This window comes from Bradyrhizobium sp. 14AA, from assembly GCF_054185205.1.
In genome coordinates this window covers 61,010-76,200 of sequence record NZ_JAVAYM010000029.1, presented here as the reverse complement: position 1 = coordinate 76,200, position 15,191 = coordinate 61,010, and the positions used below count along the sequence as shown (strand labels likewise).

12 protein-coding genes and 1 tRNA gene are annotated in these 15,191 nt (G+C 64.9%); 4 read left to right on the top strand and 9 right to left on the bottom strand.

From position 1 onward, the window contains the following. Positions 1-57 precede the first annotated feature (57 nt). Together RAD15_RS37170 and RAD15_RS37165 are read left to right on the top strand one after the other, a co-directional pair. Positions 58-930 (top strand): hypothetical protein, encoded by an 873-nt coding sequence (locus RAD15_RS37170; RefSeq protein ID WP_458183705.1) that lies wholly within the window; start codon positions 58-60, stop codon positions 928-930. A 238-nt stretch (positions 931-1,168) separates the two neighbouring features. Further along, positions 1,169-2,752, top strand: coding sequence for a diguanylate cyclase (locus RAD15_RS37165; RefSeq protein WP_458183680.1), 1,584 nt, complete (start codon positions 1,169-1,171; stop codon positions 2,750-2,752). A gap of 15 nt (positions 2,753-2,767) precedes the next feature. On the opposite strand, the gene RAD15_RS37160 is transcribed toward RAD15_RS37165, so the two are convergent. The 4 genes from RAD15_RS37160 to RAD15_RS37145 form a co-directional block, all read right to left on the bottom strand. After that, entirely contained in the window at positions 2,768-3,103 is a 336-nt protein-coding gene (locus tag RAD15_RS37160) for a carboxymuconolactone decarboxylase family protein (RefSeq protein WP_458183679.1), read from the bottom strand. Continuing rightward, positions 3,073-3,158, bottom strand: a tRNA-Gly gene (locus RAD15_RS37155). Before RAD15_RS37155 ends, RAD15_RS37160 begins: the two co-directional genes overlap by 31 nt. A gap of 279 nt (positions 3,159-3,437) precedes the next feature. Then, positions 3,438-4,601, bottom strand: a complete 1,164-nt coding sequence (locus tag RAD15_RS37150) for a PLP-dependent cysteine synthase family protein (RefSeq protein WP_458183678.1) — start codon at positions 4,599-4,601, stop codon at positions 3,438-3,440. A gap of 107 nt (positions 4,602-4,708) precedes the next feature. Continuing rightward, positions 4,709-5,173, bottom strand: a complete 465-nt coding sequence (locus RAD15_RS37145; RefSeq protein ID WP_354086395.1) for an Lrp/AsnC family transcriptional regulator — start codon at positions 5,171-5,173, stop codon at positions 4,709-4,711. A gap of 164 nt (positions 5,174-5,337) precedes the next feature. Here RAD15_RS37145 and RAD15_RS37140 point away from each other — a divergent pair, with 164 nt between their 5' ends. Then, entirely contained in the window at positions 5,338-6,354 is a 1,017-nt protein-coding gene (locus RAD15_RS37140; RefSeq protein WP_458183677.1) for a 1-aminocyclopropane-1-carboxylate deaminase, read from the top strand. An 88-nt stretch (positions 6,355-6,442) separates the two neighbouring features. Here the strand turns inward: RAD15_RS37140 and recQ are convergent, their stop codons facing one another. The 4 genes from recQ to RAD15_RS37120 form a co-directional block, all read right to left on the bottom strand. Beyond that, positions 6,443-8,308, bottom strand: coding sequence for a DNA helicase RecQ (recQ, locus tag RAD15_RS37135; RefSeq protein ID WP_458183676.1), 1,866 nt, complete (start codon positions 8,306-8,308; stop codon positions 6,443-6,445). A gap of 253 nt (positions 8,309-8,561) precedes the next feature. Further along, positions 8,562-9,305, bottom strand: a complete 744-nt coding sequence (locus RAD15_RS37130) for a polysaccharide deacetylase family protein (RefSeq protein ID WP_458183675.1) — start codon at positions 9,303-9,305, stop codon at positions 8,562-8,564. Between the two features lie 106 nt (positions 9,306-9,411). Then, positions 9,412-10,413 carry a homoserine O-succinyltransferase MetA gene (metA, locus tag RAD15_RS37125; protein ID WP_458183674.1) on the bottom strand — a complete coding sequence of 334 codons (1,002 nt, stop codon included), beginning with the start codon at positions 10,411-10,413 and terminating at the stop codon, positions 9,412-9,414. Positions 10,414-10,425: 12 nt separating this feature from the next. Continuing rightward, the gene (locus RAD15_RS37120; RefSeq protein WP_458183673.1) at positions 10,426-11,727 is read right to left on the bottom strand and encodes an O-acetylhomoserine aminocarboxypropyltransferase/cysteine synthase family protein; all 1,302 of its coding nucleotides are present in this window, start codon (positions 11,725-11,727) and stop codon (positions 10,426-10,428) included. A 405-nt stretch (positions 11,728-12,132) separates the two neighbouring features. Here RAD15_RS37120 and RAD15_RS37115 point away from each other — a divergent pair, with 405 nt between their 5' ends. Further along, complete coding sequence (locus tag RAD15_RS37115) at positions 12,133-13,431, top strand: TadE/TadG family type IV pilus assembly protein (protein WP_458183672.1); 1,299 nt, start codon at positions 12,133-12,135, stop codon at positions 13,429-13,431. 52 nt (positions 13,432-13,483) lie between these two features. On the opposite strand, the gene RAD15_RS37110 is transcribed toward RAD15_RS37115, so the two are convergent. Continuing rightward, positions 13,484-15,058, bottom strand: a complete 1,575-nt coding sequence (locus RAD15_RS37110) for an amidase family protein (RefSeq protein ID WP_458183671.1) — start codon at positions 15,056-15,058, stop codon at positions 13,484-13,486. Positions 15,059-15,191 lie beyond the last annotated feature (133 nt).

Sequence of the window (15,191 nt, the reverse complement as noted above, 5' to 3'; positions counted from 1 at the left end):
GATCGCCACGCGTCGGATTGTCACGTGTCCCATCACGGCCCATCGCATTTTCAGGCTTTGCGCGCTGTCGCACTGGGGCTGCTTTGCCTGACGATGTCGGCGGGCGCCGCCTTCGCTGCCGACGAGGAGGAGGACAAGCCCGCAAAGCCTGATGTACCGAACATCTATCTCGATCTCCGCACGATCTACGCGGCGATTCCCGCGGGCACGCTCGGGCTCGGCTTCGGCAACACCTCGCTGTCGGCCGCGCTGGGAGCACTGGCGGCACGCGGAGGAACGTCCCTGTCGAACGGCTTGCCGGCGGCGAAATCGATCGCCGTCGACCTGCCGCTGACCGTCGACGTCAGCGATCGCGTGTCGCTCTATGGCGGCGTGTCGGGCTCGACGACGGATATCGGCGGCGGCTGGTCGGCGTTCGACATCACGAGCTGGAACATCGGCGTGCAGGCCGACCTCTACCAGCAAAGCGGCGGAAAAATCCCGACCGTCACGCTGCAATCGACCCTGACGCAGTCGGTGCCGAACGAGCAGGGCATGACCACCTCGTTCAACAACATCGTGGAATTCGACTACGCGCTCGACGAGGACGAGACGCGAGGCTGGCTTGCCGGCGTGCAATACACCCACACCGATGTCGCCAGCCAGCTCGCCAAGATCCGGCCGAACACGATCCTCTATGCCGGCGGCTATTACCAATGGCCGAGCAACTGGAAGTTCACCGGGCGCCTCGGCGTGCAGTCGTTCCGCGGCGCGCAGTTCGCCGGCCGGACGCTGGCGGAGCCCTTCACCCAGCCGGTCCTGCGGCTCGATCTCGATCGCATGGACGACAACGACAACCGCCTGTTCGGCATCACTGCGCAGATCGCCTGGATGCCGAAGCCGGCCTACCAGCTGACGTTGCGCACGCCGCTCTACGCGGTGCGCAACTGACTGCGGTCGTGGTGGATTTTCGATAAAGCGTAGCGCCCGCGATTGGCCGGAGGACTACCCCCTCCCGCTGATTATGAAGCGCTTTTCGCATCGCCGGGCCGCACTGCCCGTCAACCGATCGTTAATCTTCATCCGAAAACGTCGATTGCGTTACATCGCCGCAAGGAACCTTGCGCGAAACTGGATCAGCTTACCGCATTGTGTTTCGCCTTATTGTGTTTCGCCTTGGAGGCAGCGAATGTCCCGCTTGGTTCCGGAACGGACGTTCCTGGCAGGGAAGATCTTCTTCAATTTCGGCCAGTCGTCGATCGACTGCGTCGTGCGCCGGCTGTCCGACGAGGCCGCGACACTCGAGATGGAGAGCGGCCTCGGCGTGCCCGAGCGGTTCCAGCTCAGGATCGCGGGGCGCGAGACCCTGACCTGCCGCGTGATCTGGCGCTCGGACCGTCAGGCCGGCGTCGCCTTCGAGCAGCCGGGCAGCCTCGATCGCCCCGCCGGCGAGGAGCGGGAACGCTCGTCCGACGTGCTGATGCGCGGCCAGATGCTGGCGCTGCGCGCCGCGCTCGATCATGTGCCGACCGGCATCGTGCTGCTCGACCCCAGCCTCAGGGCGCGCCTGATCAACCGGTCGTTCCGCCAGATGTGGCGCCTGCCCGACGAGGTCGCCGACAGCAATCCGTCCATTCTCACACTGCTTCACCACGGACGTGACACCGGCGCCTATGAGGTGCCGGACCCCGATCTTGATGCGCTGGTGGCGGAGCGTGTTCGCACGATCGAGGCGGGCGATCCGACGCCGATCGACCTGCGCCGCACCAATGGCGATGTCGTGCGCGTCCAGGTCACGCCGTTGCCCGATGGCGGGCGCATGCTGACCTATACGCCCGTTACCGACATCGTGCGCACCTCAGACGAATTGAAGCTGCTGCGGGATGCACTGGAAAATGTTCAGGACGGCGTCCTCCTGCTCGACTCCGACTTGAACGCGAGCTTCATGAACCGGCGCATGCGACGGTTCTGGGAGGTCAGCGAAGATGAGGCGGCAAGCCGGCCCAGCTACGCATCGCTGGTGCGGCGTCTGCATCGCGCCAGCGCGCCCAATCTTCCAACGAGCGAGCTGGCGAAATTTCCGGCGCGACGCCTCCAGGAGGTCAAGGCCGGCGATCATGTGCGCGACCTGCAGACGCCGGACGGCCGGCGCATCAGGGCCCACTGCACCACGATGTCGAACGGCGGCCGCATGCTGACTTATGTCGACATCACCGATCTGACGCAAAAAGCCGCGATGCTGGAGACGCTCGCCACCACCGATGCGCTCACCGGCCTCTACAATCGCCGCCACTTCCTCGAGAATCTCGATGCGGAATGGAGCCGATTTCAGCGCTATTATCGCTCGGTCTCGGTGCTGATGCTCGACATCGACCACTTCAAATCGGTCAACGATCGCTACGGCCATGCGGTGGGTGACGCCGCGATCAAGGCGGTTGCGGCCGCGTGCCTCGACGGCAAGCGCAAGTCGGACATCGTCGGCCGCCTCGGCGGCGAGGAATTTGCGGTTCTCCTGCCCGAGACCAGCCTGTCCCGGGCGAGGACCGTTGCCGACCGCATCCGCAAGCGCGTGATGAGCGCGCAGATCGTCGCCGACAGCATTCAGTTCGGCGTCACAGTGAGCGTCGGCATCGCGGAGGCTACCGTCAGCATGTCCGGCATCGACGCGCTGATGGCCGCGGCCGATCATGCGCTCTACCAGGCCAAGGCCGAGGGCCGCAATCGCTGCATTAATTGGGCGCCTCCGCCGGCTGCAAGCAAGGCGGCGGAGTGATCGCGCCCGCTGCGTCTATTCCGGTACCGGCACGTCGAACGTGTTGAGGGTGACCGAGACCATGCAGTAGACGCCGACGAGGTAGGACAGTTCGGCCGCGCCGTGCTCGCCGAACTCCTTCACCGCGGCACGCCAGGTCAGTTCCGGCAGCACGCCGCCGCTGACCAGCGCGGAGGCCACGTCGTAGGCGACGGCCTCCTGCTTGGTGAGATCTACCGGCCGCTGCCCGGCGACGATGGTCGCGAGCTTCTCGTCGGAGAGGCCGCGCTGCTCGGCCACCAGCACATGGGCATAGAGCTCGTAGCCGGAGCGGAAATGCGAGCCGGTGACGAGAATCGCAACCTCGCGCACCGGCGCCGGCAGCAGCGGATTTGACGCGATCGCCTTGACCAGCTCCCACACCGGCTTGCCGAAACGCGGCTCGCGGACCCAGGGATTCCAGGGCCCGAGCAGCGCGCCGTCCTCGCGCATGTTCACGAAGCCCTTGAAGTGGTCCGTGATGCCGGCTCGCATGTCGTCATAGAGCGGCTTCTGTTCGTCGGTCAGATCCTTGGGATCGAGAATGGGAAGGCGCACGGCGGAATCTCCTCGTTGCGAAGAGACGAGGCTCGCCCGCGTGTTCACGCAAGGCAAGTGAAGTTGCCGTGACGACCGTGCAATTTTGCAAATCTCAGAGCGACGCTGGCTATGAGGCCTCGGGGCTTTGTACGTTCTGGGGATTGACGACGTCATCGACATCAAGCGCTAGGGGCTCGCCCGTCGCGAGGAACGACGACAACGCCGCCTCGAACGGCGAGGGATCGAGGCCACGCGCTTTCAGCCATTCGGGTTCGTAGTAGGTCTGCCGGTAGCGCTCGCCGGAATCGCAGATCAGCGTCACCAGCGATCCCGCGATGTTCGCTTTGCGCATCTCTGAGGCAAGACGACACAGCGCCAGGAAATTGGTGCCGGTCGAGCCGCCCACCGTGCGGCGCAGCCGGCGCGACAGCACGTTCATCGCCGCGATCGTCGCCGCATCCGGGATCTTCATCATGCGGTCGACCACGCCCGGCACGAAGGACGGCTCGCAGCGCGGCCGGCCGACGCCCTCGATCAGCGACGGGCGGTCGCAAACGCGGGAACGGTCCTGCGAGCGGAAGCAATCGAAGAACGCGGAATGCTCGACGTCCGCCACGCACAGACGTGTCGGATACTGGCGGTAGCGCAAATAGCGTCCGATGGTGGCCGACGTGCCGCCGGTGCCCGCGCCCATCACGATCCAGTCCGGCAGCGGGCGCGGCTCGCCCTGCAATTGCGTGAAGATCGATTCGGCGATGTTGTTGTTGCCGCGCCAATCCGTGGCGCGCTCGGCGAAGGTGAACTGGTCCATGTAGTGACCGTTCAGGCGGTTGGCGAGCGCGGCGGCTTCCGCATAGAGCGCACGCCCGTCGTCGATCAAATGGCAATTGCCGCCATAATGCTCGATCGCGGCGATCTTCTCCGCCGAAGTCGTGCGCGGCATCACGGCATAAAAGGGCACGCCGATCATCTCAGCGAAATAGGCTTCCGACACCGCGGTCGACCCCGACGATGCCTCGACGACCGGCGTGCCTTCGCGGATGTGGCCGTTGCAGAGCGCGTAGAGGAACAGCGAGCGCGCGAGGCGATGCTTCAGGCTGCCGGTCGGATGCGTGGATTCATCCTTCAGATAGATGTCGATGCCTGACAGGGCCGACACGATCAGCCGGATCAGATGCGTGTCGGCCGTGCGGCACTGGTCGGCCTCGATCGCGGCCACGGCCTCGTCCACCCAGCCGCGCCGATAGCTCGGCCCGGCCGGATCGTGATGGCGAAAGGAAAACGTCTGCATCGCGTGAATCTTTCATGATGCGTATCGCGCATCAAGTGCGCTGGATTGTTGTTTGACGCGTTTTTTGCCGCGAACCGGTTTCCACTTCGCTGGAAAACGCGTCTCTCTCAAAACTCCAGCGGCGCGTTGTCGACGACCTCTTTCATCACGAAGAAGGTGCGGGTCTGGCGCACGCCGGGCAGTGCGATCAGTTGCTCGCCGTGGATGCGGTTGAAATCCTCCATGTCGCCGACGCGGATTTTCAGGAAATAGTCGAAGTCCCCGGCGACGAGGTGGCAGTCGAGCACGAATTTCAGCCGGGTGATCGCCTGCTCGAAGGTGGCAAAGCTTTCCGGGGTCGAGCGGTCGAGCACGACGCCGACCATGACCAGGGTGCCCTTGGCCACTTTCTTCGGCGCCACCATGGCGCGGACCGCGGCGATGAAGCCGTCCTCGAACAGGCGCTGGGTACGGCGATGGCAGGTGGCGGGGCTGATCGCGACCGTTTCGGCCAGCTCGGCATTGCTGAGCCGACCGTTATTCTGCAGCAATCTCAACATCTTGAGGTCGATACGGTCGAGCCGGGCAGACATGGAAGAAAATTCCGATCTATTGCTATTATCCGGAAGAAATCTTAGCCAGTGCGGCAACTTCTGCAAGTTTCGGTGCAATATAGGCGCAATATTCGAAAGCACATTTTTGCGGCGCAATGCTAGCCACATCCCCAGACATCAACGCCAATCGGGATGACCTGACCATGAAGCTGGACAAATTCGCGCGCTACCCGCTGACCTTCGGCCCGACGCCCATCGAGAAGCTGGAGCGGCTGTCGAAGCATCTCGGCGGCCAGGTCGAAGTCTATGCCAAGCGTGAGGACTGCAATTCCGGCCTCGCCTATGGCGGCAACAAGCTGCGCAAGCTCGAATACATCATTCCCGATGCGATCGCCTCCAACGCCGACACGCTGGTGTCGATCGGCGGCGTGCAGTCCAACCACACCCGCATGATCGCGGCGGTCGCCGCCAAGATCGGCATGAAGTGCCGCCTGGTGCAGGAAGCCTGGGTGCCGCACGAGGATGCCGTCTATGACCGTGTCGGCAACATCATGCTCTCGCGCATCATGGGCGCCGACGTGCGCCTGGTCGACGACGGCTTCGACATCGGCATTCGCAAGAGCTGGGAGCAGGCGATCGACGAAGTGAAGGCGGCGGGCGGCAAGCCCTACGCGATTCCCGCCGGCGCCTCGGTGCACAAGTTCGGCGGCCTCGGCTATGTCGGCTTCGCCGAAGAGGTCCGCAAGCAGGAGGCCGACCTCGGCTTCAAGTTCGACTACATCGTGGTCTGCACCGTCACCGGCTCGACCCATGCCGGCATGCTGGTCGGCTTCGCCGCTGACGGCCGTGCCCGCAAGGTGATCGGCATCGACGCCTCCTTCACGCCGGCACAGACGAAATCGCAGGTGCTCGAGATCGCGCAGAACACCGCAAAGCTGGTCGAGCTCGGTAAGGAGCTCGTCGCCGACGACGTCGTGCTGATCGAGGACTACGCCTATCCCGCCTATGGCGTGCCGTCGGAAGAGACCAAGGAGGCAATCCGCCTCACCGCGCGTCTCGAGGGCATGATCACCGACCCCGTCTACGAGGGCAAGTCGATGCAGGGCCTGATCGATCTCGCGCAGAAGGGCTATTTCGAGAAGGGCGCGAAGATTTTGTACGCGCATCTCGGCGGCGCGCCGGCGCTGAACGGGTACGCTTACGCGTTCCGGAATGGCTAGCTACCCCACGTCACGCCTCCCCTCCGCTGTCGTCCCGGCCTAGCGCCGGGATGACGACTGGAGTGTGGCGAGAGGCCGGTGGCCGCCCCTACCGCGTCCTGACGATCTGCAACAGCTCGTCACCATAGTGCTCGAGCTTCTTGTCGCCGATCCCCGGCACGTTGCGCAATTCGTCGAGTGTGGTGGGCCAGGCCCGGACGATGCCGTCGATGGTGGCGTCGTGCAGCACGACATAGGCCGGCACGCCGCGCTCGCGCGCGACGTCCGAGCGCCAGGAGCGCAGCCGCGCGCGCAGTTCGGGATCGACATCGCCTTGCGGCGCGTTTGCCGCCGGCGCGAAATCGCCGCGGCGCGATTTGGCGCGGCTCGAGCGCAGGCGCGTACCCGGCGCCTCCTCGCGCAGCCACACTTCCGTTTCACCGCGCAGCACGCCGCGTGCGGTCTCCGTCAGCTTCAGCGCGCCATAAGCTTCGCTGTCGCTCTGCAAATGGCCCATCGCCACCAGCTGCCGCAGCACCGTTCGCCACTGCTTTTCGTTCAGCTCGCGCCCGATGCCGAACACCGAGAGCTTGTCATGGCCGAACTGCGTGACCTTCTCGGTGAGACGTCCGATCAGCACGTCGATCAGGTGCATCGCGCCGAAACGCTGACCGGTGCGATAGATGCAGGACAGCAGCTTCTGCGCCAGCACCTTGCCGTCGCGCATCTTGGGCGGCGTCAGGCAATTGTCGCAATTGCCGCAGCTCTCGCCCATCACGATCTCGCCGAAATAGGCGAGCAATCGCCGGCGCCGGCAGTGCGGCGTTTCGGCAAGTCCGACCAGCGCATCGAGCTTGCCGATCGACACCCGCTTGAATTCGTCGGAGGCGCTGGATTCGTCGATCATGCGCCGCTGCTGCACGATGTCGGAGAGGCCATAGGCCATCCAGGCGGCGGACGGCTTGCCGTCGCGGCCGGCGCGTCCCGTCTCCTGATAATAGGCCTCGATGCTCTTGGGCAGATCGAGATGGGCGACGAAGCGCACGTCGGGCTTGTCGATGCCCATGCCGAAGGCGACGGTCGCAACGATGACGATGCCGTCCTCGTTGAGGAAGCGGTCCTGGTTGCGCGAGCGCACTTGGCTGTCTAGCCCGGCGTGATAGGGCAGCGCGGCAATGCCGGCCTCATCGAGCGCGGCGGCGACCTCCTCGACGCGGTTACGCGACAGGCAGTAGACCACGCCGGCATCGCCGGCATGACGCTCGCGGATGAACTCCTTCAGCTGCGCCACCGCACTGCGCTTGTCGACGATCTCGTAGCGGATGTTGGGCCGGTCGAAGCTGGAGACGAATTGCGGCGCGCCCGTGAGCTGAAGCCGCTCGACGATCTCCTTGCGCGTCAGCTCGTCGGCGGTCGCGGTCAGCGCGATGCGCGGCACGTCGGGAAAGCGCTCGGCGATGATGGAGAGGCCGACATATTCGGGGCGGAAGTCGTGGCCCCATTGCGAGACGCAATGCGCCTCGTCGATCGCGAACAGCGACACCTTGGCCTGCGCCAGCATCGACAGGCAGCGCGGCGTCACCAGTCGCTCCGGCGCGACATAGAGCAGATCGAGATCGCCCGCGATCAGGCGCCGCTCGATATCGGAGGCCTCCTGCATTGTCAGCGACGAATTCAGCGCGGCGGCGTTGACGCCGGCTTCGATCAGGCCGGCGACCTGGTCGCGCATCAACGCGATCAACGGCGACACCACGATGCCGCAGCCCTCGCGCAGCAGGGACGGCAGCTGATAGCACAGCGACTTGCCGCCGCCGGTCGGCATCAAGACCAGGCAATTGCCGCCGTCGGTGACATGCCGGATGATCTCGCCCTGCGAGCCGCGAAAACCCGGCAGGCCGAACACCGAATGCAGCACCGACAGCGCATCGCGGCCGTTGGCCGGCGCGGGCAGCGGAGCGGTGGAAGGGGCGGACATGAGCGGGCTGGAACCAAGACCGTGAGATTCGTCACAAGGCCAGTCGCATGGCGGCGCGGGCGTGGCAAGACCGTTTGCGGGGCGCGGCGGTATCTTCCCCTCTCCCCTTGCGGGAGAGGGTGGCTCGCCGCATGGCGGCAAGACGGGTGAGGGGTTTCTGTCCGCGGACTCGATAGAGTTGGATTTGCCGAACGGACCCCTCATCCGGCGCTTCGCGCTACCTTCTCCCACAAGGGGAGAAGGGAAAAAGAAGCTACGCCCCGATTCGTCGCAGCGCTTCCGCGACCGTCACGATCGGCATATTACGCCTTCCCGCGGCTTCCAGTGCGTGGCGCATCAAATGCGGCGTGCAGCCATAGGGGCTCGGCGCGGTCACGACGTCATGGCCGTAGAAGATCAGCCATCCGCCACTCTCGACGGCCTCGTTGAAATAGCGATCAATGCCGCCCGCATCGATCTCGCGATCGATCAAGGGCGAGGCGCGCAGGAACTGAAGATCGATGACGTCGCTGTTAACGCCGGGAAGGATACCGCGCGCCGAGCGGAACGTCCTGGCGAGCTGCGGCTTGCGCCAGACCGAGGCGAGGCCATACGGATAGGCGAAGTTCTCCAAAGTGATCGAGGAATCGATGCTGCGGAAATGGCTGCGGTTCCGTTCGATCTCACCGGCCATGGCGGCCTCATCGAGATCGACCGCGCTCTGGTGCGAGAAGGTGTGGCAGGCGATCTCGTGACCGGCACGGTGCAGCCGCACGATCGCGTCATTCGAAAGGCCGTGCCAATGGTCCGACGGCCGATCAATCAGGCTGCCGGCGAGATAATATGTGCCGCGGCCACCATGCTTCTCCAGGAGCTCGGCGCCCTCGCCCGCAGCGCTATCCGGGGCATCGTCGAAGGTGAAGCTCACCATGGGCGCGTGCGCCGGCAGCTGGTGCAGCGCGGCACGGAAATGCCGGGCCAGCCGATTGCTCACGCGTTCCTGGAGTGCCGACCACACGACTGCGTTTCCCGTGATTCCGTATTTCTCTACTGAAACATTCGTGCGCCGGTCGAGGCAAGCTTAACGCTTGGGTAATCCTAACGCGGAACCAACGTCCCCAGGGCTAGCGCGCCAGAACCGCCGTCTGCGCATCCGCACCGAGATATTGCAGCCAGTTGCGGAATAGCACCGCCGCGGCGCTGCCTGCGGCGATATCGTCGCGTAAATTCAGCGCGGGCAGATCGTTGGTGAGCGCCGGATGACGCTGGTGCCTTGCCTGTTTCTCGAAGCGAGCAAGCTTCTCTTCCGTGGCTGCGTCAAAATAGCTCACGGGCAGGTGCGGATAAATCTCGCGCTCGCGCGCGAGATAGCGGCCGATGTCGCGCAGATATTCGCGCTGGAGCGACAGTGCGTCATATTCCGGGTGGCCCTGGAAGAACACGAAGCGGCTGGCATATTGCCGGACGAAGACGTCGACGCCGGCCTGGGCCGAGCGCGTCAGCACCTGATAACCTGACTGCACGAGGTCGCTCTCTGCGACCTCGTTCAGGCGCGAATGCGAGACCTTGAGCGGCGCGGCAGCGGCGCGCGTCAGCGGATCGCTCGTCACGGCGTCGCAGTCGAAGATGCCGTGACATTTGGCCGGCAGCCGTCGCCGTTCGATGCGATCGAGATGCAGCACGGCCGCATGCGCGGCGAGGCACGACCAGATCGTCGAGCGCGTGTTGGTCCGCGCCCAGTCGATGAGGTCGGTGAGGTCGCGCCAGTACGGTTCCTCGTCGAGCTCGGGCGCGACCGGTTCGGCGCCGGTCACGATCAGCCCGTCGAAGCTGTGGCGCCTGAGCTCGGAGAGTTCCGAATATTCACTCTCGACATGCCACTTCGCCTCCGGCGAACGCTTCACCGACGGCAGCGAGAAGCAGTGAAAGCGGATGCGGCGCGGACCCGCGGCGGCCTGGAGCAATTTCATGAACTGCCGTTCGGTCGCCTTCAGCGCCGGATCCGGCATGTTGTTGATGAGCCCGATGGTGAGCTCGGCGCCGCCGCGATCGCGCGTAAGATCGCCCTCACCCGGCACGAGCGCCGGGCTCACTATACCTTGATCCCTGTCGATCAAGATCGTCATCGGCGCCGCCGTCTACTCCGCGGCCTGGAGGCGTGCCGACGGACAGGCCTTTTCCAGCGCCTGGTCGATGTCCTCGATGATGTCAGAGGAATGCTCGATGCCGATCGACAGGCGGATCGTTTCCGGCAGCACGCCGGCGGCGCGCTGCTGCTCGGCCGACATCTGCCGGTGCGTGGTCGAGGCCGGATGGCAGGCCAGCGACTTGGCATCGCCGATATTGACGAGGCGGGTGATCAGCTTCAGCGCGTCATAGAAGGACTTGCCGGCTTCCATGCCGCCCTTGATGCCGAAAGTGAACAGCGAGGAGGCATTGCCGTCGAGATATTTCTGCACGAGCGGATAGTAAGGGCTGTCGGGGAAGCCGGTGTAGTTGACCCAGGCCACACGGGGGTCGCCACGCAGGAATTCGGCGACCTTGCGGGCGTTCCCGCAGTGGCGCTCCATGCGCAGCGCCACGGTCTCGATCCCCTGGAGCAGCAGGAAGGCGTTGAACGGCGACAGCACCGAACCCATGGTGCGCTGGTAGACGCTGCGCGCGCGCTCGATATAGGCGGTCTTGCCGAAACGCTCGGCATAGACGAGACCGTGATAGGAGGCGTCCGGCGTGTTGTAGGCCGGGAAACGATCGGCGTGCTTGGCCCAGGGGAAGTTTCCGGAATCGACGATGGCGCCGCCGAGCGTGGTGCCGTGGCCGCCGAGAAACTTGGTCAGCGAATGCACGGCGATATCGGCGCCGTAATCGAACGGCCTCAGCAGGATCGGGGTTGCCACCGTGTTGTCGACGATCAGCGGCACGCCATGGGCGTGCGCGATCTTCGCCAGCGCCTCGATGTCGCAGACATTTCCGGCGGGGTTCCCGATGGTCTCGGCGAATACGGCGCGGGTGTTCTCGTCGATCAGCTTCTCGATCGCATCCGGCTTGTCGCTCTCGGCGAAGCGGCCGGTGATGCCCTGGCGCGGCAGGATGTGGGAGAGGAGCGTGTGCGTGGTGCCGTAGAGCTGCGGCACGGAAACGATGTTGCCGCCGTGGTCGGCGACGTTGACGAAGGCGAAATGCAGCGCCGCCTGCCCGGTCGCGACCGCAAGAGCGCCGACGCCGCCTTCGAGCTGACTGATGCGCTTCTCCAGCACCGCGCTGGTCGGATTGGCGATGCGGCTGTAACGGAAACCCTCGGCCTCGAGATTGAAGAGCGCCGCGCCATGATCGGCGCTGTCGAAGGCGTAGGCCGCGGTCTGGTAGATCGGCACGGCGACCGCGTGCGTGGTGGCTTCGGGCTCGTAGCCGGCGTGAATAGCGATCGTCTCGTTGCGCATCGTGCCACCTCCGCGTGGAGCGGGCCGCACTTATTGGCCTAATGGGCATGTGCGTTGTCCGCCGCTCCCCGTGTTAGAGGCGGGTGGTAAAGCGGACAATAATTCGCTTAGAGATCGAGGAAGTAACCCTAACGGTTGTTGGCGAATTGGCTAAAATTCGAGTTAAATTGGATTAATGAATGGATGCGCCTTGGCGGTCCGGCGGGAAGCGCATCCTCGCCTTCGCGACGCCGGCTCTTCCGCATTTGAAGGCGGCCGGCTCGAATATTCATTTCGCAACGTCTCTCAAGGCTCCGACGACACGGTCCGCAATCAGCGGACATCAACGATCATGCGGCGATCAATCGTTGCGTAATTTCGCCGCCTCTACGCTGGCGCATCGCTCCTTGCTTTGGGATTGCCGGCTTGACGAACGCCAACGATGCTCATCTGCTCTCGCGCTTTGCTGCCGACCGGCGCGGCAACATCGCCGTCATCTTCGCACTTGCGCTGGTGCCGCTGCTGTCCTTCGTCGGCGCTGCCGTCGACTACTCCCTCGCCGCGCGGGCGAAAACGAAGCTGATAGCTGCGCTCGACACCGCAGTGCTGGTCGCCACCGCCAAGAGCGAGATCACACAGAGTGCGTCGGCCGCGCAGAGCGACGCCCTGAACGCCTTCGCCGGACAGATGTCCGCGTCCGGCCTGACGACCACCTCGGTGACCATCACTGTGACGGACAGCGTCACCACGCGCACCGCCACGGGAACGGCATCGTCGACAGTGACGACCTATTTCATGGGAATCCTGGGCTACAAGACCATGACGGTCTCGGCCACCTCGAGCGCGGCCGCCTCGCTGCCCTCCTACATCGACTTCTACGTGCTGCTGGATAACTCCCCGTCGCAGGGGCTCGGCGCCACCACGGCCGACATGACCGCGTTGCAGAGCGCGACATCCGACAGCTGCGCCTTCGCCTGCCACGACACCTACACGTCGAGCTCGAAGAAGACCAAGCAGACCAACAGCTATTATTCGATCGCGAAGAACCTCGGGATCAAGATGCGGATCGACCTGGTGCGCGACGCGACGCAGTCGCTGACGGACACCGCGACCGCGAGCCAGCTCGTCAGCAACCAGTACCGGATGGCCGTCTACACCATGGGCAGCGATTGCGCATCGATCAGCCTGACCACGATCTCGGCGCTGACCTCGAGCCTCTCTTCGGTGAAGACAGCCGTTTCCGCCGTCGACCTGATGACGATTCCCTACACCAATTACAACAACGACATGTGCACGGATTTCGACGGCATCCTGTCGTCGATGAACGGCGTGATTCCGACGCCCGGCGACGGCTCCTCGTCCTCGCCGCAGAAATGGCTGTTCTTCGTCTCGGACGGCGTGGCCGACTACTATTATCCCTCGAACTGCAGCCAGACCGTGATCAGCTCGTCGGGCCGATGCCAAGAGCCGCTGACGACGACGATCTGCGACACCATCAAGGCACGTGGCGTCAAGATCGCGGTGCTCTACACGACCTACCTCGCGATCACCAACAACAGCTGGTACAACACCTACATTGCGCCATGGCGCAGCTCGATCGCGACCAAGATGCAGGCCTGTGCGACGTCGGGCTATTACTACGAGGTCTCGAGCGATTCGAGCATCAGCGACGCGCTGAACGCGCTGTTCCAGAAGGCGATCGCCGCCTCGCATCTGACCAACTGACCGGCTCCCTTGCGGGCTCCGCGCGCAACGCGCGAAGCCCTCTGGCATGGGGTCAGGCCATCTTCTCCCAGAGACGATGGGCGAGCACCCCGGCCCGCTTCTCGATCGCGGCCGCGGCGTCGAGCGCGAGGTCCTCGCGATAGCGTCCCGCGATGAGCTGCACGCCGATCGGCTTGCCGTCGTGGAGCGCCACCGGCACCACGGCGCCGGGCAGGCCCAGCACGTTGATCGCGGAGATGAAGCGGATCTCGCCCCAGAAGATCTCGCGCACGCGCTCGGGGCTGACGGTGTCCTCGCGCGGGCCCGGCGTCGGCTTGACCGTGGTCGGCGCCAGCACGACCGGATACTCCTCGAAGAACAATTGCCAGGCGCGGATGTGGCCGTTGCGCGCAGCAGTCGCCTTCATCCAGGCCTTGAGATCGAGCACGTTCGCCTTGGCCTTCATGCCGCCCCAGGCCTTGTGGAAGTCCTCGGAGGTGACCTCCAGCATGCTGGACTCCTGCATCACCACGGTCTCGTTGGTGATGATGTCGCACCAGGTCTGCCAGACGCCGTTGATGTCGGGCACCTCGACCTCGCTGACGCGATAGCCGGAACGCTCGAGGTGATCGGCGGCCTGACGCAGCGCCGCGGCGACGGATGGATCGACGTCCATGTCATCCGGGATTTTTGCCAGCGCGACCTTGATCGGCCCTTTTGGTCTCTCGCCGACCAGCGGCGCCGGCACCCACCAGGGATCGCGCGGATCGCGCTGGCTCATCGCCTCCAGCGCGAGACGAACATCGCCGACGTGACGCGCGAGCGGGCCCTGCGCCGACATCAGATGCGCCAGCATCGGCCGCTCTGCCGTTGCGCTTGCGTTGAACGCGGGGATGCGTCCCTGCGTCGGCTTGATGGTGGCAACGCCGTTGCAATGCGCCGGCCAGCGCAGCGAACCGCCGATGTCGTTGCCATGGGCGATCGTGCCGATGCCGGCGGCAACCGCCGAGCCCGCGCCGCCCGAGGAGCCGCCGCAGGTGATGGCGGGGTCCCAGGGGTTGAGCGTCAGACCGTGCAGCGGATTGTCGGTGAAGCCGCGGAAGGAGAATTCCGGCGTGTTGGTGAGGCCGATGACGATCGCGCCGGCCCTCTTCAGGTTGCGCACCACTGGCGAATCCGAGGGCGTGACGAGATCCTTGTTCGCCGGCACGCCGTTGAAATTCGGCCGTCCCTCGTAGTCGACGTTCTCCTTGATGGTGATGGGCACGCCGTGCAGGAGGCCGAGCGCACCGCCCTTGGCCCGTTGCTTGTCGGCCGCATGCGCCGCGGCCAATGCTTCCTCCGAGAGATCGACGACGACGGCGTTCAGCCCGGGATTGACGGCGCGCATGCGATCGAGATGCGCTTCGACGGTCTCGACTGCGGAGATTGCGCCGGAGCGGATCGCGGCGGCGGTCTCGACCGCCGACCATTGCCAGGCCGGCCCTCTGGGGCGGCGCGGTGCGGAGGATTTGCGTGGAGGAGCCTTCTTGACTGTCTTCTTTGCGGCCTTCGTGACCGGGCCCTTGCGGACGGTGCTCTTCTTGCCGAAGGTCTTCGCTGCGTTCCTTGTCGCGCTTTTCTTCTTGGTTGCCGTCTTCTTCACCACGTCGCATCTCCTGAAATTGCGGCGCGGAGGTTATGGAGGTCACGCGACCGTGTACAGGCGCGTTTCTGCATGCCGCGTTGTCGCGACGCTCTGTCACGGCCCAAAGGCGATGCCAGGGAGGCTCATGAACCTT

Coding starts and splice junctions, on each gene's coding strand:
- RAD15_RS37145 (WP_354086395.1), bottom strand. CDS start 5,173: ATGTCTGCCCGGCTCGACCGTATCGACCTCAAGATGTTGAGATTGCTG.
- RAD15_RS37150 (WP_458183678.1), bottom strand. CDS start 4,601: ATGCAGACGTTTTCCTTTCGCCATCACGATCCGGCCGGGCCGAGCTAT.
- metA (WP_458183674.1), bottom strand. CDS start 10,413: ATGACGATCTTGATCGACAGGGATCAAGGTATAGTGAGCCCGGCGCTC.
- RAD15_RS37140 (WP_458183677.1), top strand. CDS start 5,338: ATGAAGCTGGACAAATTCGCGCGCTACCCGCTGACCTTCGGCCCGACG.
- recQ (WP_458183676.1), bottom strand. CDS start 8,308: ATGTCCGCCCCTTCCACCGCTCCGCTGCCCGCGCCGGCCAACGGCCGC.
- RAD15_RS37120 (WP_458183673.1), bottom strand. CDS start 11,727: ATGCGCAACGAGACGATCGCTATTCACGCCGGCTACGAGCCCGAAGCC.
- RAD15_RS37165 (WP_458183680.1), top strand. CDS start 1,169: ATGTCCCGCTTGGTTCCGGAACGGACGTTCCTGGCAGGGAAGATCTTC.